The following is a 20,974-nucleotide window of genomic DNA, read 5'->3' as shown; positions in this document are numbered from 1 at the left end:
GTTGGGTCTTCACGAATGTCCCTTCGTTGTCGGACGGTTCTCAGACGGTGCGGACGCCTGTGGGGCAGGTGGGCCTGGTGGTGCTTGGGATCCCGGCGCGCTGTCCGGGGTGAACCACGGCAGGACCGCCGTGGTGGTCTGGGGGGACGCCGCCGGGGTGTCGGCGGGCGGGGCGGGCGTGGATCCCCGTACGGCCGGGATCCGCGGCAGTCGGGCCGTCACCGCCGACGCCGCCGCCTCCAGCGCCTTGGCGCCCCGGTGCCGGCCGCCGGGCGGGGCCCCGCCCGGTCGGACCCGGTCGACGACGGCCATGCCGACGCGGAAGACGGCGGCGGGGACGACCAGCAGGAGCAGGCCCCAGAAGAGCAGGACCCCGTACGGGCGGTCCACGCCCCACGGCTGCGTGGCCAGGACCTTGTCCCCGTACTTGACGGAGACGGTGTAGTCGCCGTGGGCCCCGGCCGACAGGGCGGTGTCCAGGCGGATCTCCGCCTTGCCACCGGGCGGGACGGTGCCCTTCCAGCGGGCCTCCTCCCACAGGGGGGCGAACACCCCGTGGGCGGTGCCGAGTTGGAAGACGGGGTCGGTGACGGGAGCGGATCCGAGGTTTCCGACGGTGACGGTGAACTTCCGGGTGGGCGGGGCGCCGAACCAGGTCAGGACCCCGTCGTCGCCCTCCAGGCGGACCCCCGTCAGCACCGCGAGGCGGGCCGTCCCGGAGTCGGTGGGCAGTTCGGCCACCGGGTGGTCGGTGATCTTCAGTGGTGCGGCGACGGTGGACTGGTCCCCGTTGACGGAGGTCACGTTCACCACGCACGGGCAGGGCTTGGGCGGTTCCACGACCGGGAGTTGGGCGGTGAACCGCCCGTCGTCGGCGACCGCGACGGCGACGCCGTCGGCGTTCGCGCAACTGTTGGTGCCGCCGATCATGTTCTGTCCGCAGACCAGCAGCATCACCATGGTCTTGGACCGCCAGCCGGCGCCGGTGACCGTGATCCCGGTGCCCTTGACGACCTCCTGGAGGGAGAGCGCCACGGTCGGCTTGGTCTCCGCGGCGGCGGCCGGAGGCGCCGGGAACAGGGTCAGGGCGGCCAGGGCCAGGGCCGCCAGGGCCGAGACCACGAGGGCCGACACCGCCGACCACCCCGCGGCGGCGAGGGTCCCGCCCGTCCCGCCGACCTTGGCGCTCGCCTTGGCGCTCACGTGGGCGCTCACCTGGGTGCTCCCGTCAACTCGGGTTCCTTCGACGTCGGTTGCCCCTGCCCCGGTACCGGCCCGGAGGGCTCCGGCGCCTCCTCGCGGGTCGCCCGTCGGGTGCGTACGAGGAGCAGCGCGGCCGTGGTGGTCGCGCCGAGGAGCAGCAGCCCGAGGCCCGTCCAGCCGGCGACGCCCCAGGGCACGAACCAGTCGGAGGCGGCGGCCGTGGCCCGGGCGCCGCCCGGGGCGGTGACGGTGAGGGTGAGGCGCACCTGGTCGAACACCGGTGCGCCGGGCCAGGGTTCGGTGAGTTCGACGCTCTGGCCGGGCAGCAGTTCCACCGGCAGGGCGTGGGCGGCGCGCCCCGGGACGGCGCCGAAGCGGCCGCGCGCGTGCAGGGCGAGTTCGGGGACGAGGGCCACGTTGCCGCGGTTGACGAGGGTGTAGGCGACACGCGCCGCCGCGCCCTTGCCGCGGACGGAGACGTCCTCGACGGTGAGCGCGGCCAGGGTCGGCCCGCCGACGCGCAGGTGGATCCGTACGCCGACCTCGTGGCCGGCCTCGGTGGCGACGACGGCGGCGGGATGGTCGCCGGGCGGGGTCGCGGGGGGCACGGAGACGGTGAAGGGGACCACGGCGCGGGTGCGGGGCGGGATCCTCACGGTCGTGCTCGCGCCGAAGGACAGCCAGGATCCGGCGCCGGTGGACCGGCGGTCGGGGCGTACCGCGAGGGCTCCGTCGGCGGTGTTGTAGGCGTCGGCGCCGCGCAGGGTGAGGGTGCGTTCCCGGTCGGTGGTGTTGGTCAGGGCGAGGCGGTCCTCCAGCACGCTGCCGGAGGCGCCGGCGAGGTAGAAGTACGGGCGTACGGCGCCGGCGGTCCGCCCGGCGGCCGGTTCGGCGGTCCAGCCCGGTTCGTCGGCGACGGCGGCGGGCGCGCCGAGGAGCAGCACGGCGCCGGCGAGGAGCGCGGGGCCGAGGCGCCGGACGGCCGGGCCGAGGCGCCGGACGGCCGGGCCGAGGCGCCGGAGGGTGGGGGGTGCGGGCATGGGCGGGGCCGCTCCGTTCAGGACCGGGCCTGCCGGCCGCGCCGGGTCAGCCAGAGCACGCCGGCGGCGCCGGAGAGCAGCACGGTGGCGCCGAGGGTGCCGAGCGCGAGGGCGGAGTCGGCGGGGCCGGTCTGCGGGAGGCTGTCGCCGCCCGCCGCCGTGGACGCGGGGGGTGGTGGTGCCGCGCCGCCGCCGGGGGCGGTGACGTCCAGTTCGAGGGAGGGCTTGGGGCTGTTGCCGGGGGTGCAGGTGGTGGTGGTGCCCATGGCCTTGATGGTGAGGACGCCGGCGGTGAAGGTGACCTTGCCGCTCTTCTTGGGGGTGTAGGTGCCCGAGAGGTCGGTGATCTTGATGGGGGTGTCGGCGGGCACGGCCTCGGGGTTGGGCGGGCCGGAGACCGGGACGGAGCCCTTGTCGGCGCCGCCGACGAGGATGACGGCGCCGGGGCTCATCGCGCCCTTGCCCAGTTCGATGGGGCTGGAGGAGACGCCCTTCTGGAAGGACATCGTCAGCTTGTACCCGTCGCCCGCCTTGACCGCCTTGATGTCGATGGGCGAGACGGCCGACTTGTCCCCGATGGGTGTGGCGCAGTTGTAGGCGACGTCGACCACGTCGGCGTGGGCCGAGGGGGCGAGCGTCAGGACGGCCGCCGATCCGGCCAGCGCGGAGGCCAGCGCGAGCGCGGTGGTGCGTTTGCGGTGGGTCACCTTCGTCTTCCCCTCGAACCGTGAACCGTGGATGTCCGACAAGTTACTGACGGCACATCAGATGGGTGGCTCAAGGTACGCCGGGGGCCTTGCGGAGGGAAGACACGGGACGGGCCCGGATCGGCGGCCGGTCGGCGGGGGTTCGACGGCGCGTCGGACGCACCTGTTTCGGCCGGCCCGGCCCGGTCCGAGCCGAGCCGGTGGGTGCTCGTGCGCGCCCGCGGGTGCTCGCGCGCGCCCGTGCTCGGGTCAGACGGCGCGGACCCCTCGCTGCCAGACCGCGGAGACCAGCGGGACGCCGGGGCGGTAGGCGAGGTGGACGTGGCTGGGGGCGTCCAGCAGGACCAGGTCGGCGCGGGCTCCGGGGGCGAGGGTGCCGATGTCGGTGCGGCGCAGGGCGCGGGCACCGCCGGCGGTGGCGGACCAGAGCGCCTCGTCGGGGGTCATCCCCATGTCCCGGACGGCGAGCGCGATGCAGAACGGCATCGAACTCGTGTAGGAGGAGCCGGGGTTGCAGTCCGTGGACAGGGCCACGGTCGCGCCCGCGTCCAGGAGCCGGCGGGCGTCGGGCCACTGGGCGCGGGTGGAGAACTCGGCGCCGGGCAGCAGGGTGGCGACGGTGGTGCCGGCGGCCTGGGCGAGGGCGTCGACGTCGGCGTCGGTGAGGTGGGTGCAGTGGTCGGCGGAGGCGGCCTCCAGCTCGACGGCGAGTTGGACGCCGGGGCCGTGGGAGAGCTGGTTGGCGTGGATGCGCGGGATCAGCCCGGCGGCCGCGCCCGCGGTGAGGATCGCCCGGGCCTGGTCGCCGTCGAAGGCGCCCTTCTCGCAGAACACGTCCACCCAGCGGGCGTACGGGGCGCAGGCCGTCAGCATCTCGCCGGTGACCAGGTCCACGTAGCCGGCGGGGTCGTCGGCGTAGTCGGGGGACACGATGTGCGCGCCGAGGTAGGTGACCTCCTCGGTGTGCGCGGCGGCGATGCGCAGGGCGCGGGCCTCGTCGGCGACGGTGAGGCCGTAGCCGGACTTGGTCTCGAAGGTGGTGGTGCCCTGGCGGCGGGCCTCGTCGAGGTGGCGCAGCAGGTTGGCTTCGAGTGCGGCGTCCGTGGCGGCGCGGGTCGCGGCGACGGTGGTGCGGATGCCGCCCGCGGAGTAGGCGCGCCCGGACATCCGGGCGTTGAACTCGGCGGTGCGGTCGCCCGCGAACACCAGGTGCGAGTGGGAGTCGACGAAACCGGGGATGACGGCCCGGCCCGCGGCGTCGACGTCGCGGTCGGCGGCGGGCGCCCGGTCGGCGGGGCCGACCCAGGCGACGCGCTCGTCCTCGATGACGACGGCCGCGTTCTCGATCAGGCCGAGGGGGCTGCCGTCGCCGAGGGCGGGGTCGTTGGTGACGAGGCTGCCGATATTGGTGATGACGGTGGTGGTCATGATTCCTCTCGGGGTTGCCCGGGCTCCGCCCCGGATCTTTCGGCCGGTCAGCCTCGGACGGCTGCGATCGACTCGGAAAGGGCGGCCGCCACGTCCCCGACCAGGGTGTGTGCCCCGTCGCGGACCACGTGCCGGCCGCCCACCACGGTGTGGCGGACGTCGGCGGCGGACGCGGCGAACACGGCGGTCTCGGCGGCCAGGCGGGGCAGCGGTCCGGCGGTGCGTACGGAGTCCAGGGCGATCGTGGTGAAGTCCGCGAGGGCGCCGATCTCCAGCCGGCCCGCGTCGGGCAGGCCCAGGGCGGCGTGCCCGTCCTCGGTGGCGGCGGAGAGCAGCGCGTGCGCGGTCCAGTGGCCGCGGGTGCGGCTGCGCAGCCGCTCGTTCAGCTCCATCGCGCGGGCCTCTTCGAGCAGGTCGATGACGGCGTGGCTGTCGCTGCCGAGGGAGAGCGGGCTGCCGGCGTGCTGGAGGCGGGTCGCGGGCCCGATGCCGTCGGCGAGGTCGCGTTCGGTGGTGGGGCACATGCAGGTGCCGGTGGAGGTTCCGCCGAGCAGGGCGATGTCGGTGTCGGTGAGGTGCGTGTTGTGGACGCCGGTGGTGCGGGGGCCGAGCACGCCGTGGTCGGAGAGGAGTTGGGTGGGGGTGCGGCCGTGGGCGGCCTGGCAGGCGTCGTTCTCGGCGGTCTGTTCCGAGAGGTGGACGTGCAGGGGTGCCCGCTGCTCCTCGGCCCAGCGGGCGACGGTGGCCAGTTGGTCGGCGGGCACCGCGCGCACCGAGTGGATCGCGGCGCCGATTCGGGCGTGCGCGCGGGGCTTGAGGGCGGTGACCCGTTCGGCCCAGGCGTCGGCGGTGCCGTCGGAGAACCGCCGCTGGTGCGGTTCGGGTGCCTTGCCGAAGCCCGAGGAGAGGTAGGCGGTGTCGAGGAGGGTGATGCGGATGCCGGCCGCGGCGGCGGCCTCGATCAGTGCCTCGCCCATCGCGTTCGGGTCGGCGTAGGGGGCGCCGCCGGGCGCGTGGTGGACGTAGTGGAACTCGCCGACGTGGGTGATGCCGGCCAGGGCCATCTCCGCGTACACCGCGCGGGCCAGCGCGAAGTAGCTGTCGGGGGTGAGGTTCTGGGCGACCTTGTACATGAAGTCGCGCCAGGTCCAGAAGGTGCCGCTGCCGACCTGGACCGTGCCCCGCAGGGCGCGGTGGAAGGCGTGGGAGTGCGCGTTGGCCAGGCCCGGGACGGTGAGGCCGCGCAGCACCTCCGCCCCGGGGGGCGGGGTCGCGGTGTCCGTGCGCAGGGCGGCGATCCGCCCGTCGGCGTCCACGTCCAGGGCGACGCCCGGCTCGACGTGGGTGCCGAGCCAGGCGTGTTCCAGCCAGTACGTCTTGTCCGCGGTCACCTGCACGCGAGTCCTTCCAGTACGTCGGCGAGGGCCAGGACTCCGGCCACGCAGTCGTCCTCGGCGGCGAACTCCTTCGGGGAGTGGGAGACGCCGGTCGGGTTCCGTACGAACAGCATCGCGGTCGGGACGGCGGCGGAGAGGATTCCCGCGTCGTGTCCCGCCCCGGTGCCGAGGACGGGCAGGGATCCGCCGAGGATCCGGTCGAGTTCGTCGCGCAGGGCGTGTTCGAACTCGACGACCGGGGTGAAGGACTCCCGGACGATGTCGAGGTCGATGCCGTCCTGGTCGGCGCGTTCGCGGGCGGCCTTCTCGATGGCCGTGACGACCGTGTCGAGGGTGGCCTGGTCGCCGGCGCGCGAGTCGAGCCAGCCGCGGACCAGCGAGGGGATGGCGTTGACCCCGTTGGGCTCGACGGCGATCTTCCCGAAGGTGGCGACGGCGCCGGCGAGGGCCGCCTCGGTGCGGGCGGCCAGCACGGTCGCCGCGTACGTGAGCATCGGGTCGCGCCGGTCGACGAGGCGGGTGGTGCCCGCGTGGTTGGCCTCGCCGTGGAAGTCGAAGCGCCAGCGGCCGTGCGGCCAGATCGCGGAGGCGATGCCGACCCGGTCCCCGGACAGGTCCAGGGCCCGGCCCTGTTCGACGTGGAGTTCGACGAAGGCGCCGATGCGGGCGAGGCGCTCGGGGTCGGCGCCGATCGTCTCGGGGTCGTACCCGGCGGCCTCCATGGCGCGGGGCAGGGTGATCCCGTCCGCGTCGCGGAGCTCGTACGCCTTCTCCTTGGTCAGTTGCCCGGCCGCGAGGCGGGAGCCGACGCAGGCGAGGCCGAAGCGGGCCCCTTCCTCGTCACCGAAGTTGGTGATGGCCAGGGGCCTGGAGAACTCCGCTCCCCTGCGGCGGAGTTCGTCCAGGGCCGCGAAGGAGGACACCACGCCGAGGGGGCCGTCGAAGGCCCCGCCGTCGGGGACGGAGTCCAGGTGCGAGCCGGTGACGACGGCGTCGCCCGCGAGGGGGTCGCCGAGCCAGGCCCACTGGTTGCCGTTGCGGTCCGTCTCGTAGGTGAGGCCGCGAGCCTGCGCCTGGGCCTGGAACCAGGTGCGGCAGTCGGCGTCGGCGCCGGTCCAGGCGTGCCGGCGGTAGCCGCCGGAGTCGGCGTGCCGGCCGATGGGGGCGAGCTCGTCCCACATGGAGTGGAACGAGGTCGCCCCGGCGGGGTGGTCGCTCACGCGTCGTCGCCCTCGCGCATGGGGACGCGGACGCCGCGGTCGTCGGCCACCGACTCGGCGATGTCGTAGCCCGCGTCGACGTGGCGGATGACGCCCATGCCCGGGTCGTTGGTCAGGACGCGGCGGATCTTCTCGCCGGCGAGCTTCGTGCCGTCCGCGACGGTGACCTGGCCGGCGTGGATGGAGCGGCCCATGCCGACGCCGCCGCCGTGGTGGATGGAGACCCAGGACGCGCCGGAGGCGACGTTGACCATGGCGTTGAGCAGCGGCCAGTCCGCGATGGCGTCGGAGCCGTCGAGCATGGCCTCGGTCTCGCGGTACGGGGAGGCCACCGAGCCGCAGTCGAGGTGGTCGCGGCCGATGACCAGCGGGGCGGCCAGGGTGCCGTCGGCGACCATCTCGTTGAAGCGCTCGCCGGCCTTGTCGCGCTCGCCGTAGCCGAGCCAGCAGATGCGGGCGGGCAGGCCCTGGAAGTGGACGCGCTCGCCGGCCATCTTGATCCAGCGGTGCAGGGACGCGTTTTGAGGAGAATCGGCCTCCGGGAAGAGCTCCAGCATCGCCTTGTCGGTCTTGTGGATGTCCGAGGCCTCGCCGGACAGGGCGGCCCACCGGAAGGGGCCCTTGCCCTCGCAGAACAGCGGGCGGATGTAGGCGGGGACGAAGCCGGGGAAGGCGAAGGCGCGGTCGTAGCCGGCCAGCTGGGCCTCGCCGCGGATGGAGTTGCCGTAGTCGAAGACCTCGGCGCCGGCGTCCATGAAGCCGACCATGGCCTCGACGTGCGTGGCCATGGACTCGCGGGCGCGGGTGGTGAAGCCCGCCGGGTCCTTGGCCGCGTAGTCCGCCATGTCGTCGAAGTCGACGCCGACGGGGAGGTAGGCGAGCGGGTCGTGGGCGGAGGTCTGGTCCGTCACGATGTCGATCGGGGCGCCTTCGGCGAGCATCTGCGGCAGCAGGTCGGCCGCGTTGCCGAGCAGGCCGATGGAGAGCGGCTTGCGGGCGTCGCGGGCCTCGACGGCCAGCTGGAGCGCGTGGCGCAGGTTGTCGGCCTTGACGTCGAGGTAGCGGTGCTCGATGCGGCGGTCGATGGCGCGCGGGTCGACGTCGATGCAGATCGCGACGCCGTCGTTCATGGTGACGGCCAGCGGCTGGGCGCCGCCCATGCCGCCGAGACCGGCGGTGAGGGTGATGGTGCCGGCGAGGGTGCCGTTGAACTTCTTCGCGGCGACGGCGGCGAAGGTCTCGTAGGTGCCCTGGAGGATGCCCTGGGTGCCGATGTAGATCCAGGAGCCGGCGGTCATCTGCCCGTACATGGTGAGGCCGAGGTGCTCCAGGCGGCGGAACTCCTCCCAGTTGGCCCAGTCGCCGACCAGGTTGGAGTTGGCGAGCAGGACGCGCGGCGCCCACTCGTGGGTCTGCATCACGCCGACGGGGCGACCGGACTGGACGAGCATCGTCTCGTCCTGCTTCAGGGTCCGCAGGGTGCGGACCATGGCGTCGTACGAGCGCCAGTCGCGCGCGGCCTTGCCGGTGCCGCCGTAGACGACGAGCTTGTCGGGGTGCTCGGCGACCTCGGGGTCGAGGTTGTTCTGGAGCATCCGCAGCGCGGCCTCCTGCTGCCATCCCAGGGTGCTGAGTTCGGTGCCTCGCGCGGCCCGTACGGGGCGGGGTCCTGACATGGCGGTGCCTCCTCCGGTGTGGGTCAATCCATTCACATCCTCGCGTCCTGAATAGATTCAGTCAACAGCTGCGGCCGGCCCCGTCGGATGATGGGATGGCGGACATGGCCGCCGACACGCACGCGCAGAGCGCCGCCACCCGCCGGGACCGGGCCGTACGGGCCGCCGCGCGGCAGGGCCTCCTCGATGCGGAACCGCTGGTCTGCCTGCTGGACACCGCCGGGATCCGCGCGTCGGCCGGCGCCCTGACCCGCGCGTTCGCCGACGCCCTGCCGGCCGGCGTCCCCGTCCTGCACGCCTTCGCGGTGAAGGCCTGCCCCCTGGTGCCCGTGCTCCGGCTGCTGTCCTCGGTCGGGGTCGGCTGCGAGGTGGCGAGCCCCGGCGAGCTGGCCCTGGCCCGGGCGGCCGGGGTCGCGGCGGAACACATCGTGCTGGACTCCCCCGCCAAGACGCCGGCGGAACTCCGCGAGGCCCTCGCCCTGGGCATCTCCGTCAACGCCGACAACGGGCAGGAGCTGCGCCGCATCGACGCCTTGGTCGCGGCCGCCCCCACCCGCTCCCCGATCGGCGTACGGATCAACCCGCAGACCGGCGCGGGCGCCATCGACGCCCTGTCCACGGCCACGGCCACCTCGAAGTTCGGCGTCCCGCTGCGCGACCCGGGCGCGCGCGAGTGGCTGCTGCGGGCGTACGCGGACCGGCCGTGGCTGACCCGGCTGCACACCCACTCGGGCTCCCAGGGCGTGCCCCTGCCGTTGATCGCGGAGGGGGTGCGGGAGCTGTACGCCCTGGCCGAGGAGATCAACGCGGCGGCCGGGCGCCGCCAGGTCGACACCCTCGACATCGGGGGCGGCCTGCCGGTGAACTTCTCCTCGGACGCCGAGACCCCGACGTACGCGCAGTACGTGGCGGCCCTGCGGTCCGCCGCGCCCGGCCTGTTCTCGGGCGCCTACGGCCTGGTCACGGAGTTCGGCCGCTCACTGACGGCCAAGCACGGGCTCGTCCTGGCACGGGTGGAGTACACGAAGGCGACCGGCGGCCGCCCCATCGCCGTCACGCACGCCGGGGTCCAGGTCGCCACCCGCACGGTGTACGCCCCGGCGGCGTGGCCGCTGCGGATCCTCCCGTACGACGCGAAGGGCCTCCCGAAGACCGGCACCCCCGTCCCCCAGGACGTCGCGGGCCCGGCCTGTTTCGCGGGGGACCTGCTGGCCACGGCGCGGGAGCTGCCGGAACTGGCCCCGGGGGACCTGATCGCCGTCCCGGACACCGGCGCGTACTTCTTCACCGCCCACCACGGCTACAACAGCCTCCCCCGACCGGCGATCCACGGCTTCACGGTGGACGCCGCCGGAGCGGTCCGCTTCACCCCGGTCCGCCCGGCGCAGCCGCTGTCCGCGATCGTCGCCGAGGCGGGCGGCGCGCACCCGGACGCCCTCCTCTGAAACCGCGGGGGTCCGGGGGTCAGCCTGCCTCGGCGAGCGTCGCGCGCACCGCCGGGGTCAGTCCGGCGATCACCGCGTCCGCGCTCAGCGACACCACCCCCGGCAGCCGCAGCAGGTAGCGGGCCAGGCCCAGCCCGAGCAGTTGGGCGGCGACCAGGCCGGCCACCCGCGCCGCCCGCTCCGGGCCCAGTACGGCGGCCAGCGCGGGCGCGACCTGCCCGGCGAACGTGTCCCGCATCCGCTGCGCGGCCCGTTCGTTGGTGACGGCCGAGCGCAGCAGGACCAGGAGCGCGTCGTCGGACGGGTCGCCTTCCCACCGCTCGACGAAGTGGCGCACCAGCGCCTGCGGCAGGTCCGACTCCGGCACGGCGCCCAGGTCCGGCAAGCGCAGGTCCACGGCCAGGGCCGCGTCGAACAGCTTCTCCTTGTTGCCGAAGTACCGCATGACCATCGACGGGTCGATGTCCGCGTCGGCGGCGACGGCCCGGATCGTCGTGCGCTCGTACCCCTGTGCGGCGAACCGTTCGCGCGCCGCCCGCAGGATCGCCGCCCTGGTCTGCGCGCCCCTGCTCCCCACCTCGTGTGCTGCCATGTCAACGAATGTAGGCCAACGATCGTTGACATGCCACCGAAGCAGGCGCACCCTGAAGTCAACAGACGTTGGCCAACAACCGTTGGCATCCCGGAGGAGGCATCCCGTGACCCGACCCGCACTCCCCGCCCGCACCGAGGTCGCCGTCGTCGGCGCCGGCCCGACCGGCCTCGCGCTCGCCGTCACCCTCGCCCGGGCCGGCATCGACTTCGTGCTCCTGGACCGGCAGGCGGAAGGCGCCAACACCTCCCGCGCCGCCGTCGTCCACGCCCGCACCCTGGAGGTCCTCGACGAGCTGGACCCGTCCGGCGCGCTCTGCGCCGAACTGATCGGCCGCGGCATCCCCGTCACCCGGTTCCGGATCCGCGACGGCGCCCGCGTCCTGACCGCGATCCCCTTCGACGGGCTGCGGACCGCCCACCCGTACGCGCTGATGGTTCCCCAGTACGAGACCGAGGCGGTGCTGCTCGACCGGCTGCGCGTGCTGGGCGGCGAGGTCCACCGCCCGTACGAGGTCACCGAGGTCACCCAGGACGAGCAGGGCGTCACCCTGACCACCGCGACCGGCGAGACCCTGCGCGCCGACCACGTCGTGGGCGCCGACGGGATGCACAGCGTCGTCCGCGAGGCGGCCGGGATCGGTTTCACGGGCAGCTCGTACGAGGAGTCCTTCGCCCTCGCCGACGTCACCATGGACTGGGCGCCGGGCCGCCGGGAGGTGTCGCTGACCTTCGGCGCGGCCGGACTGACCGTGGTCGCCCCGCTGCCGGGCGAGGACGGCCGGCGCTACCGGATCGTCGCCACCGTGGACCGGGCGCCCGCCGAACCGGAACTCGGCTTCGTCCAGGCGCTCCTGGACGACCGCGCGCCCGGACAGGCCCGCGTCACCGGGGTCCTGTGGTCCTCCCGGTTCCACGTCCACCACCGGGTCGCCGACCGCTACCGGGCCGGACGGATCCTGCTCGCCGGGGACGCCGCCCACGTGCACAGCCCGGCCGGCGGCCAGGGCATGAACACCGGCATCCAGGACGCCCACGCCCTCGGCCGGGCCCTGACCAACGGCCGGCTGGACGCGTACGAGGCGACGCGCCGCCCCGTCGCCCTGCGGGTGGTGGCCTTCACCGACCGGATGACCCGCATCGCGACCACCCGCAATCCGGCCCTGCGGGCCGTGCGCAACACCGCGCTGCCCGTCCTGGGTCGCGTCCCGGTGCTGCGCAACCGTCTCGCCACCGAGCTCGCCGAGCTCGACTACCGCTGAGCGCAGGCCCCGCCCGACCTCCGCATGTCCCTACTCGACGAACAGCCCGCGCGCCGCGGCCCGGGCGTCGAAGGCCTCCAGGCGTGCCTGGGCGTCCGGCAGCGCGTCCGCCATCGCCTCCAGCAGCACCCGGCCCAGCAGCATCGGCGCGCACGCCGTGTCGAAGGCCAGCCCGGTTCCGACCGGCGCCGGGATCAGCAGGTCGCTGTGGCGGGCCACGGGGGCGAACGCCGAGTCGGCGACCGTCACCACGGTCAGCCCGGCCGCCCGCCCGTGTTCGAGCGCCTCCGCGACCTCCCGCGGATGCCGGGGCAACGCGAAGCACAGCAGCGCCGACGCCCCGGCGGTCACGGCCGCGTCGATCCGGTCGGCCAGCATGGAGCCGCCCTCGTCGAGCAGCCGCACGTCGGGGTGGACCTTGGCGGCGAAGTACGCGAACCCGCGCGCCTGCGAGGACGCGGCCCGCAGACCGAGCACCGGCAACGGGGTCGATCCCGCGAGCAGCCGCCCCGCCTCCACGACCGGCGCGGGATCGGCGAGCATCGCCGACAGCCGGCGCAGGTTCTCGATCTCGCCCTGGACGGCCTGTTGGTACTCGTTGTACGCGTCGGCGCTGCCGCCCTCGCCCTGCCCGGCGGGCGGCGCCACCTCGCGCAGGTGTCGGCGCAGCGCCGGGTACCCGTCGAAGCCGAGCGCCACCGCGAACCGGGTCACGGACGGCTGGCTCACCCCGGCCAGTTCCGCCAGCTCCACGCTCGACAGGAAGGGCACCTCCGCCGCCCCGCGCACCATGCAGTGCGCGATCCGCCGCTGCGTCGGCGTCAGCCGGTGCCCCTCGAAGAGCTTCTGCAGCCGCGCGGCCGGGCTGTCGTTCATCCCGTCCCCTCCGTCCCCGTCCCGGTGAATATTCAGTCACCGAGCACTCTGCATGCGGTTATGCAGGACGGCAAGCCGCCGGCCGCTCCGCGAGACGGGGGCTAGCCCCAGTGCCGGGGGCGCCCGCGCTGCCTAGCCTGGGGGCATGGAGCGCCAAGAGCTGAAGAAGGAACTCGACGCGACGCTGGACGCGCGACGGGAGCTGGGGCCCGAGTACGAGTCCGCGCTGGTGGACTCGTTCGTCGAGAAGGTGGACGTCCAGCTGCGCCGGCGCCTGGCCGAGGAACGTCTGGCGGCGGCCCGCGGCGACCACCGCGCGGCGCCCTCGGACACCAACTTCGGGGAACGCTTCGGGTTCGCCATCATCACGCTGGTGCTGGCGATCCCGCTCTCCGCGATCGCCGCCGTCCAGACCGGGTTCAAGGGCCTGCTGGTGGCGTGGGCGGGCATCGTGGCGGTGAACTTCGTCCACGCGACCAAGTCCCTCCGCTCCAAGGGCGAGTGAGCCGAAGGGGCGCGCCCGGGGAACAGGCTCCTCGCGCGGAAGACCGCGAGGAACGAGCGGTATGAGCACGTGGAGCCTGTGAGTCGGGCTGCAAGCGCCCCGGAGGCGAACCGAGCCCCCCAGCAAGACGGCGAGTGAGCCGAAGGGGCGCGCCCGGGGAACAGGCTCCTCGCGCGGAAGACCGCGAGGAACGAGCGGTATGAGCACGTGGAGCCTGTGAGTCGGGCTGCAGGCGCCCCGGAGGCGAACCGAGCCCGCAAAAGGGGGGGAGTCTGTGAGTCGGGCTGCAGGCGCCCCGGAGGCGAACCGAGCCCGCAAAAGCAGGAGCGTAAGCGCGGGGACCGCCGCACCCCGGTTGCCCGGGGGCGGGACGACGGCGGTCCCCGCGATGGACACGGGCCGGGTCAGGGCCGTCCGCGTCCATGGCGTCGTCTCGGTCCGGGAGCCGCTCCGGAGCCGGTCCGACACCAGTCGGTGGGCCGGCGAGGAGCGTTTCGCGTTCTCGCCGACAACCACCACTGTGCCGGGTCCGTGTTAAGCCGGTGCTGCCGTCACGTGTCGGGCCCGTACCGTTTGCGCGTCCTGCCTACTTCGCGCCCTTGGCGAGGAACGCCAGGAGGTCCTGGCGGCTGACGACGCCGGTGGGCTTGCCTTCGACCAGCACGATCGCCGCGTCGGCCTCGCCGAGGACGGCCATCAGTTCGGAGACCGGTTCGCCGGATCCGACCTGCGGCAGGGGGGCGCTCATGTGCTTCTCCAGCGGGTCCCCGAGGGAGGCCCGCTGGGCGAAGAGCGCCGCCAGGAGTTCCTTCTCGACGACGGAGCCGATGACCTCGGCGGCCATGACGTCGGGGTGGCCGGCGCCCGGCTTGACGATCGGCATCTGCGAGACACCGTATTCGCGCAGGACCTCGATGGCCTCGCCGACGGTCTCCTCGGGGTGCATGTGGACGAGGGAGGGGATGCCGCCGTCCTTGTCCTTGAGGACCTCGCCGATGCGGGCGGAGGGGCCCGCTTCCTCCAGGAAGCCGTGTCCGGCCATCCACTCGTCGCTGAAGATCTTGCTGAGGTAGCCGCGGCCGCTGTCGGGGAGCAGGACGACGACGACGTCGTCCGGGCCGAGGCCTTCGGCGGCGCGCAGCGCGGCGACGACGGCCATGCCGCATGAGCCGCCGACGAGGAGGCCTTCTTCCTTGGCGAGGCGGCGGGTCATCTGGAAGGAGTCCTTGTCGGACACCGCGATGATCTCGTCGGTCACGTTGGGGTCGTAGGCGGTCGGCCAGAAGTCCTCGCCGACGCCTTCGACGAGGTAGGGGCGGCCGGATCCGCCGGAGTAGACGGAGCCCTCGGGGTCGGCGCCGATGACCTTGACCTGGCCGCCGCTGACCTCCTTGAGGTAGTTGCCGGTGCCGGAGATCGTGCCGCCGGTGCCGACGCCCGCGACGAAGTGGGTGATCTTCCCGTCCGTCTGGTCCCACAGCTCGGGGCCGGTGGTCTCGTAGTGCGAACGGGGGTTGTTCGGGTTGCTGTACTGGTCGGGCTTCCAGGCGCCGGGCTCGCGCGCGAGGCGGTCGGACACGTTGTAGTAGGAGTCCGGGTGCTCGGGGTCGACGGCGGTCGGGCAGACCACGACCTCGGCGCCGTACGCGCGCATCACATTGATCTTGTCCATGGACACCTTGTCAGGGCAGACGAAGATGCACTTGTAGCCCTTCTGCTGGGCCACGATGGCGAGTCCTACACCGGTGTTGCCGCTGGTCGGCTCCACGATGGTGCCACCGGGCTTGAGGGCACCGCTCTGCTCGGCGGCCTCGATCATCCGGACGGCGATGCGGTCCTTGACCGAACCGCCGGGGTTGAAGTACTCGACCTTGGCCAGGACGGTCGCCTGAAGCCCTTCGGTCACGCGGTTGAGCTTCACCAGCGGGGTGTTGCCGACGAGGCTGATCATCGAGTCGTGGAATTGCACCATGTTCTCCAAGGAGGGGACTCCACGGGTTCTCCGGGAGGTCCGGCCAGAGTATGCGGAAAGGGATTGACCGACCGGCACTACGGGGCAGGTAGGTCTTCGAGGCCAGGCACGGAAGCGAGGTGGCTTGAAGGGTGTCCAGGGCGAGGACGGCCCGCCGGATCGCGGCGGGCGCGGCGTACGGCGGGGGCGGGCTCGGGCTCGTCGGGGCCGCCGCGGTGGGTTTGGTGCTGGCGGAGGTCCAGTTCGCGAAGCGGACGGTGGGCACCGGTCTGCCGGATCCGCCGCGTGCGGACGGCCTGTACGGGAGTGAGTTCGGCGGGCCCGAGCTGAGCCCGGGGCCGCTGCGGATGGGCATGCTGGGCGACTCCACGGCGGCCGGGCTGGGGGTGCGGCGGGCCCGGCAGACCCCGGGCGCCCTGCTGGCGTCGGGGTTGGCGGCGGTGGCGGAGCGGCCGGTGGAGCTGCGCAACGTGGCCCTGTCGGGGGCCATGTCGGACGATCTCGACCGGCAGGTGGGTCTCCTCCTCGACGGAGTGGAGTCGGGCGCGCCGGCCCCGGACGTCTGCGTGATCATGATCGGTGCGAACGACGTGACGCGCCGGATGCCGCCCACCCAGTCGGTCCGGCTGCTCACCGCGGCCGTGCGTCGGCTGCGGCTGGCGGGGTCCGAGGTCGTCGTCGGCACCTGTCCTGACCTGGGCACGATCGAGCCCGTCTACCAGCCGCTGCGCATGTTGGCCCGGCGGGTGTCGCGCCAGTTGGCCGCCGCGCAGACGATCGGTGTCCTCGCCCTGGGCGCCCGTACGGTCTCGATGGGGGACCTGTTGGGTCCCGAGTTCGCGGCGAACCCGCGTGAGATGTTCGGCCCGGATTCCTACCACCCGTCGGCGGAGGGGTACGCGACCGCCGCGATGGCCGTGCTGCCGACGTTGTGCGCGGCGCTGGGTCTGTGGCCGGAGTCCGACCGCCTCGACGTCTCCCGCGACGAGGACATGCTGCCGGTGGCGAAGGCGGCGTCCGCCGCGGCGGACGAGGCCGGTACGGAGGTCACGGCGGCCCGGGGCCCGTGGGCCCTGCTCAAGCACCGGCGTCGGCGGCGGGTGCCGACCGATCCGGACATCGGCCAGCCGGGCGAGGGGGAGGCCCCGGCGGGTCTCTCCGGCAGCTGGACGGGCGCGTAGGCAGCCCGTTTCAGGGTCTTGCCGGGCCCCTGACCTGGGTCCTGGCGGGCCTCCGACCGGCTCGGGGTCCGGTCGGGCACGGCGTGCGGATCCGGTCCGCGGGGCCCGTCGTGAGCGCAGTGCGGCCCTCATCACATGCCGAGGCCGGTGACCTCGACCGTACGGGCCGGTAACTTCACATGCGGTCCGACATGAGCCGCAACGCACCCCCTTGGAGCCCCGATGCCCGAAGCCGTCATCGTTTCCACCGCCCGCTCGCCCATCGGGCGCGCCTTCAAGGGGTCCCTCAAGGACGTCCGCCCGGACGACCTGACCGCCACGGTGATCCAGGCCGCGCTCGCCAAGGTTCCCGGGCTGGACCCGCGCGAGATCGACGACCTGATGCTCGGCTGTGGCCTTCCCGGCGGCGAGCAGGGCCACAACCTGGGCCGCATCGTGGCCGTGCAGATGGGCATGGACTACCTGCCCGGCACGACGATCACCCGCTACTGCGCCTCCTCGCTCCAGACCTCCCGCATGGCGCTGCACGCCATCAAGGCGGGCGAGGGCGACGTGTTCATCTCGGCGGGCGTCGAGATGGTCTCCCGGTCCGTGAAGGGCTCCTCGGACGGCCTGCCGGACACGCACAACCCGTTCTTCTCCGACGCCGAGGCCCGTACCGCGGCCGTCGCGCAGAGCGAGGGCGCGTCGTGGCACGACCCGCGCGAGGACGGCCTGGTCCCGGACGCGTACATCGCGATGGGTCAGACCGCCGAGAACCTGGCCCGCGCCAAGGGCGTGACCCGCGCGGACATGGACGAGTTCGGCGTCCGCTCCCAGAACCTGGCCGAGGAAGCCGTCAAGAACGGCTTCTGGGCCCGTGAGATCACCCCGGTCACCACCCCGGACGGCACGGTCGTCTCCACCGACGACGGGCCGCGCGCCGGGGTCACGCTGGAGGGCGTCCAGGGTCTGAAGCCCGTCTTCCGCCCGGACGGCCTGGTCACGGCCGCCAACTGCTGTCCGCTGAACGACGGCGCCGCGGCGCTGGTGATCATGAGCGACACGAAGGCGCGCGAGCTGGGCCTGACCCCGCTGGCCCGCATCGTCTCCACCGGTGTCACCGGCCTCTCCCCCGAGATCATGGGCCTGGGCCCGGTCGAGGCGTCGAAGCAGGCCCTGAAGCGGGCCGGCCTGACGGTGGACGACATCGACCTGTTCGAGATCAACGAGGCCTTCGCGGCCCAGGTCATCCCCTCCTACCGGGACCTGGAGATCCCGCTGGAGAAGCTGAACGTCAACGGCGGGGCCATCGCCGTCGGTCACCCGTTCGGGATGACCGGTGCCCGCATCACCGGCACCCTGATCAACAGCCTGCAGTTCCACGACAAGCAGTTCGGTCTGGAGACGATGTGCGTGGGCGGCGGCCAGGGCATGGCCATGGTGATCGAGCGTCTGAGCTGAGCCGGAGCGGCGGGTAGCGGTCCGTCGGAGACGACCCACCGGCCCGTGGCGACGAACCCGGGGCCCCTTCGTGTCGAGGGGGCCCCTTCGCTCCGTCCCGGTCACCGGTGGGGGCGCTCGAAGCGGGTCGGGGGCGAAAAGCGGTCAGGCCCTGCCGTAGTGGCCTCGGAACGCTGCGCGACGGCCTCGAAGGCTCCCCATGCGGGCCGGCGCATACCTGATCAAGCCCGGGGCCCAAGCGCCGTAAGGATTTCGACCGGATGCCGCCCGTCGTACTGACGCCGAATCTAATCCCGTCGCGGCCGAGCTGTGACCGAATCTCCCCCAGGATGTGACCTTTGTCCCGGGGGTTTGGCATTTGTGCAGGTCAGGCCCTACCCACCACACGCCCCAGGGTCCAAAGACCTGTCCAATTCATGACGTAATGCACTGCCTGCCATTCCCAGCAGAGGTCAAGCTGATGTAGGAAGTCGGGGGATCGAATCAACCGGGAGTTAGTCAGTGAGCGCCATGTCTCTTGCCCTGCTGCTGACCACGGCCGCTGCCACGGCCGTGGGCGCCGCTGCGCTGCACGCCGTACACGGACTGCGAAAGCAGGTCACGGCCCTGCGCGGTGAGCTCGTCGTGTCCTCGCACCCGCGCGGTGCGACCGTCCCGCACGCCCGCAGCGCCGTCGAGTCCCCCGCGTCGGAGATACGAGCCGCCGTGGCCGAAGCCCTCGCCGAGGAGCGCGAGCGCGAGCTGGCCGAGGCGCGGGCCTTCTGGGCCGCGCAGGAGGCCCGTGACGCCGCCGACGCCCCCTCGCTGCTCGGCGGTCTGCCGGGCCTCGGCGAGGAGAACCCGGTCTTCCTGCCCCGGCAGGCGGACATGGTGGGCCTGGAGCCGCTCCTGGGCGACGAGCTCCTCGACGAGTACCCCGAGGACTCCCCCGAGCTGGCGGCGGCCCGCCGGCGCCACCCCTCGCACCCCGATTTCGTGCCCGTGCAGGCCTCCCACCCGGGAGCGGACCACGAGCGCACGGTGAACCGCCTGGAGGAGCTCGCGGAGGCCCGTACGGCCCTCGCGGACGTCCGTCCGGGCCCGCTGGGCACCCTGGACGTGTACGTCTTCACGGACGGCACCACGCTCTGTATGACCCCGGGGCACCGGGAGACCGCCGAGCGGCTCTCCGAGGCCCTGCGCTCGGGCACCGCGCCGGTCCTGCTGGGCGGCTCGGGAATCTCCGGCGCCTACGCGCTGACCTTCTCCTGCGGTGACACCGAGGACCCCGACAGCAACGTGTACATCCTCGCGGACCGCGTCATCGCATCGCTCTGATCTCCGCCTGCTCCACCAGTCGCACGGCCTCGTCCAGCATCGCGGACGGGGCCTTCGCGTCGTCCGGGGCGGGTGCGGCGGTGGTGGCGCGCAGCGCCTCCGCGAGGTCCAGGCCGGCGACCGCCACCTGGTCCCCGACGACGAAGATGCCCGCGTCCGGCACGACGCGCTCCGGAGCCGCCCCCGCTCCCGCGGCGCCTGCGGCGGTTGCGGCGCTCTCCAGCCGCTGGGCCCGTACGGCCAACTCGCGGGCCAGTTCCAGCGCCTCGGCGGCGGCGCCGCGCTGGAGTCGGCTCTGCGGTGCGGCCCGCAGCCGGTCGGCGAAACGTTCGACCACGAGGGTCAGGGGCGAGGTATCGAGCACCCGGCCGACCTTACGCGCCGCCCGGGCACCATTGCCAACGAGCGAACGCTGAGGCACGGTGTCGTGAAGAGAACACGGCGATACCTCCGGAGGCGCCCATGTCCGTAGAGTTCTCCGAGCAGACACACCGCAACATGATCGACAGAATCCCCCTGACCACCGGTCGTGAACTCTCCGACTGGCTCCGCACCGTGGACGACGGTCCCTCCCTCGTCCGGTTCGAGGAGAAGGTGAGCTGGCTGCGCGGCGCGCACGAACTGTCGTACGGCCAGGCCAAGGCGATCATCCACGAGTACGACCTGCGCAGGGCCGCCCGCAGACTGGGCTGAACCCCCGTCACCGTCCCTGCCCCTGCCCCCGTCCCGAGTCCCCGACCGGCTCCGTATCCCCCACGAGACACGGGAAGGCCCCGCGAGCGGAGTGCTCGCGGGGCCTTCCTGATGCCGTGTGGGCGTTCGCCCGGGCGGGTGACCGGTACGACTAGTCGTCGCCGGAGAGGATCGAGAAGAGCCGCAGCATCTCCAGGTAGATCCAGACCAGGGTCGTGGTGAGGCCGAAGGCCGCCAGCCACGCCTCCTCGCGCGGGGCGCCGTACGTCACGCCGTCCTCGACCTGCTTGAAGTCGAGGGCGAGGAAGCAGGCGCCGAGGATGATGCCGATGACACCGAACAGGATGCCGAGGCCGCCGCTGCGGAAGCCCAGGCCGTCGCCGCCCGAGAAGACCGAGAAGAGCAGGTTGACGACCATGAGCAGCATGAAGCCCATGGCAGCGGCCATCACGAAGCCGTAGAAGCGGCGGGTGACGCGGATCCAGCGCATCTTGTACGCGAACAGCACGCCGGCGAACACGCAGAGCGTGCCGAGCACGGCCTGGATGACCACGCCGGAGCCGATGTAGGTGCTGACCGCGGCGCTGATGACACCGAGGAAGACGCCCTCGAAGGCCGCGTAGGCGAGGATGATCGCCGGCGAGGCCTTGCGCTTGAAGGACTGGACGAGCGCCAGGCCGAACGCGATGAGCATCGCGACGACGGCGATGCCGTACGACTTGTTCAGGTTGGCCGCGTCGACCGGCAGGGCGAGCCAGGCGATGGTCGCGGTGAGCGTGAGCACGCCGAGCGTCATGGCCGTACGGCTCACGACGTCGTCGATGGTCATCGCACCGGAACGCACCGGCGCCTGCGGCATCCCCGTGGCGGGGTCTGCGGCGTAAGGGTTCGTCGCGTACGGGTTGGTCGCGGTCCCGGCCTGCGCCTGCGCCTGCTGCGCGTCGAAGCCCGCGTAGCCGCCGTTGTCGCGGCTGAACCCCCGTCGCGAGAAGACCGGGTTACTGCTCCTCATCTCACT

General features: G+C 73.3%; 19 protein-coding genes. 7 read left to right on the top strand and 12 right to left on the bottom strand.

The features are described from left to right. Positions 1-9: 9 nt before the first annotated feature. The 7 genes from OG906_RS20600 to hutU form a co-directional block, all read right to left on the bottom strand. Positions 10-1,134, bottom strand: coding sequence for a hypothetical protein (locus OG906_RS20600; protein ID WP_329448080.1), 1,125 nt, complete (start codon positions 1,132-1,134; stop codon positions 10-12). A 77-nt stretch (positions 1,135-1,211) separates the two neighbouring features. After that, positions 1,212-2,243 (bottom strand): COG1470 family protein, encoded by a 1,032-nt coding sequence (locus tag OG906_RS20595; RefSeq protein WP_329444763.1) that lies wholly within the window; start codon positions 2,241-2,243, stop codon positions 1,212-1,214. A 17-nt stretch (positions 2,244-2,260) separates the two neighbouring features. Further along, entirely contained in the window at positions 2,261-2,950 is a 690-nt protein-coding gene (locus tag OG906_RS20590) for an LPXTG cell wall anchor domain-containing protein (protein WP_267796175.1), read from the bottom strand. A 249-nt stretch (positions 2,951-3,199) separates the two neighbouring features. Next, the gene (gene hutI, locus OG906_RS20585; RefSeq protein ID WP_267796176.1) at positions 3,200-4,378 is read right to left on the bottom strand and encodes an imidazolonepropionase; all 1,179 of its coding nucleotides are present in this window, start codon (positions 4,376-4,378) and stop codon (positions 3,200-3,202) included. A gap of 47 nt (positions 4,379-4,425) precedes the next feature. Beyond that, the gene (locus OG906_RS20580) at positions 4,426-5,775 is read right to left on the bottom strand and encodes a formimidoylglutamate deiminase (RefSeq protein ID WP_329444760.1); all 1,350 of its coding nucleotides are present in this window, start codon (positions 5,773-5,775) and stop codon (positions 4,426-4,428) included. Next, positions 5,766-6,956 carry an allantoate amidohydrolase gene (locus OG906_RS20575; protein ID WP_267826142.1) on the bottom strand — a complete coding sequence of 397 codons (1,191 nt, stop codon included), beginning with the start codon at positions 6,954-6,956 and terminating at the stop codon, positions 5,766-5,768. The genes OG906_RS20580 and OG906_RS20575 overlap by 10 nt, the downstream gene beginning before the upstream one ends. A 35-nt stretch (positions 6,957-6,991) precedes the next feature. Further along, positions 6,992-8,671, bottom strand: coding sequence for a urocanate hydratase (gene hutU, locus OG906_RS20570; protein ID WP_267796178.1), 1,680 nt, complete (start codon positions 8,669-8,671; stop codon positions 6,992-6,994). 104 nt (positions 8,672-8,775) lie between these two features. On the opposite strand from hutU, the gene OG906_RS20565 reads away from it, so the two are divergent. Further along, positions 8,776-10,116 (top strand): diaminopimelate decarboxylase, encoded by a 1,341-nt coding sequence (locus OG906_RS20565; RefSeq protein WP_329444757.1) that lies wholly within the window; start codon positions 8,776-8,778, stop codon positions 10,114-10,116. A 19-nt stretch (positions 10,117-10,135) separates the two neighbouring features. On the opposite strand, the gene OG906_RS20560 is transcribed toward OG906_RS20565, so the two are convergent. Further along, positions 10,136-10,708 carry a TetR/AcrR family transcriptional regulator gene (locus OG906_RS20560; RefSeq protein ID WP_329444755.1) on the bottom strand — a complete coding sequence of 191 codons (573 nt, stop codon included), beginning with the start codon at positions 10,706-10,708 and terminating at the stop codon, positions 10,136-10,138. A 106-nt stretch (positions 10,709-10,814) separates the two neighbouring features. On the opposite strand from OG906_RS20560, the gene OG906_RS20555 reads away from it, so the two are divergent. Next, on the top strand, positions 10,815-11,969 hold the full coding sequence (locus OG906_RS20555) for an FAD-dependent oxidoreductase (RefSeq protein ID WP_329444753.1): 1,155 nt from the start codon (positions 10,815-10,817) through the stop codon (positions 11,967-11,969). Positions 11,970-11,999: 30 nt separating this feature from the next. Here OG906_RS20555 and OG906_RS20550 read toward each other — a convergent pair whose 3' ends face one another. Further along, on the bottom strand, positions 12,000-12,845 hold the full coding sequence (locus OG906_RS20550) for a MurR/RpiR family transcriptional regulator (RefSeq protein ID WP_329444751.1): 846 nt from the start codon (positions 12,843-12,845) through the stop codon (positions 12,000-12,002). Positions 12,846-12,990: 145 nt separating this feature from the next. Between OG906_RS20550 and OG906_RS20545 the strand changes: the two genes are divergently transcribed. Next, on the top strand, positions 12,991-13,350 hold the full coding sequence (locus OG906_RS20545; RefSeq protein WP_329444749.1) for a hypothetical protein: 360 nt from the start codon (positions 12,991-12,993) through the stop codon (positions 13,348-13,350). A 586-nt stretch (positions 13,351-13,936) separates the two neighbouring features. Here OG906_RS20545 and OG906_RS20540 read toward each other — a convergent pair. Then, positions 13,937-15,319: a cystathionine beta-synthase gene (locus OG906_RS20540; protein ID WP_329448079.1), complete on the bottom strand. Its 1,383-nt coding sequence runs from the start codon at positions 15,317-15,319 to the stop codon at positions 13,937-13,939. A gap of 134 nt (positions 15,320-15,453) precedes the next feature. Between OG906_RS20540 and OG906_RS20535 the strand changes: the two genes are divergently transcribed. The 3 genes from OG906_RS20535 to OG906_RS20525 all read left to right on the top strand — a co-directional run bounded on the left by OG906_RS20535 (position 15,454) and on the right by OG906_RS20525 (position 19,263). Then, complete coding sequence (locus OG906_RS20535; protein ID WP_329444747.1) at positions 15,454-16,503, top strand: SGNH/GDSL hydrolase family protein; 1,050 nt, start codon at positions 15,454-15,456, stop codon at positions 16,501-16,503. Between the two features lie 222 nt (positions 16,504-16,725). Continuing rightward, positions 16,726-17,946: an acetyl-CoA C-acetyltransferase gene (locus tag OG906_RS20530; protein WP_267796185.1), complete on the top strand. Its 1,221-nt coding sequence runs from the start codon at positions 16,726-16,728 to the stop codon at positions 17,944-17,946. Positions 17,947-18,456: 510 nt separating this feature from the next. Beyond that, positions 18,457-19,263, top strand: coding sequence for a hypothetical protein (locus OG906_RS20525; protein ID WP_329448078.1), 807 nt, complete (start codon positions 18,457-18,459; stop codon positions 19,261-19,263). On the opposite strand, the gene OG906_RS20520 is transcribed toward OG906_RS20525, so the two are convergent. Beyond that, positions 19,247-19,627, bottom strand: a complete 381-nt coding sequence (locus OG906_RS20520) for a hypothetical protein (RefSeq protein WP_329444745.1) — start codon at positions 19,625-19,627, stop codon at positions 19,247-19,249. The genes OG906_RS20525 and OG906_RS20520 overlap by 17 nt on opposite strands. A gap of 98 nt (positions 19,628-19,725) precedes the next feature. Here OG906_RS20520 and OG906_RS20515 point away from each other — a divergent pair, with 98 nt between their 5' ends. Then, positions 19,726-19,956: a DUF4287 domain-containing protein gene (locus OG906_RS20515; protein ID WP_053681451.1), complete on the top strand. Its 231-nt coding sequence runs from the start codon at positions 19,726-19,728 to the stop codon at positions 19,954-19,956. Between the two features lie 151 nt (positions 19,957-20,107). On the opposite strand, the gene OG906_RS20510 is transcribed toward OG906_RS20515, so the two are convergent. Continuing rightward, positions 20,108-20,968: a Bax inhibitor-1/YccA family protein gene (locus OG906_RS20510; protein ID WP_329444743.1), complete on the bottom strand. Its 861-nt coding sequence runs from the start codon at positions 20,966-20,968 to the stop codon at positions 20,108-20,110. Between the last annotated feature and the right edge of the window lie 6 nt (positions 20,969-20,974).

Source organism: Streptomyces sp. NBC_01426 (assembly GCF_036231985.1).
Lineage (GTDB): Bacteria > Actinomycetota > Actinomycetes > Streptomycetales > Streptomycetaceae > Streptomyces.
The sequence above is the reverse complement of the archived record's forward strand: the minus strand, read 5'-3'. Positions and strand labels throughout refer to the sequence as shown.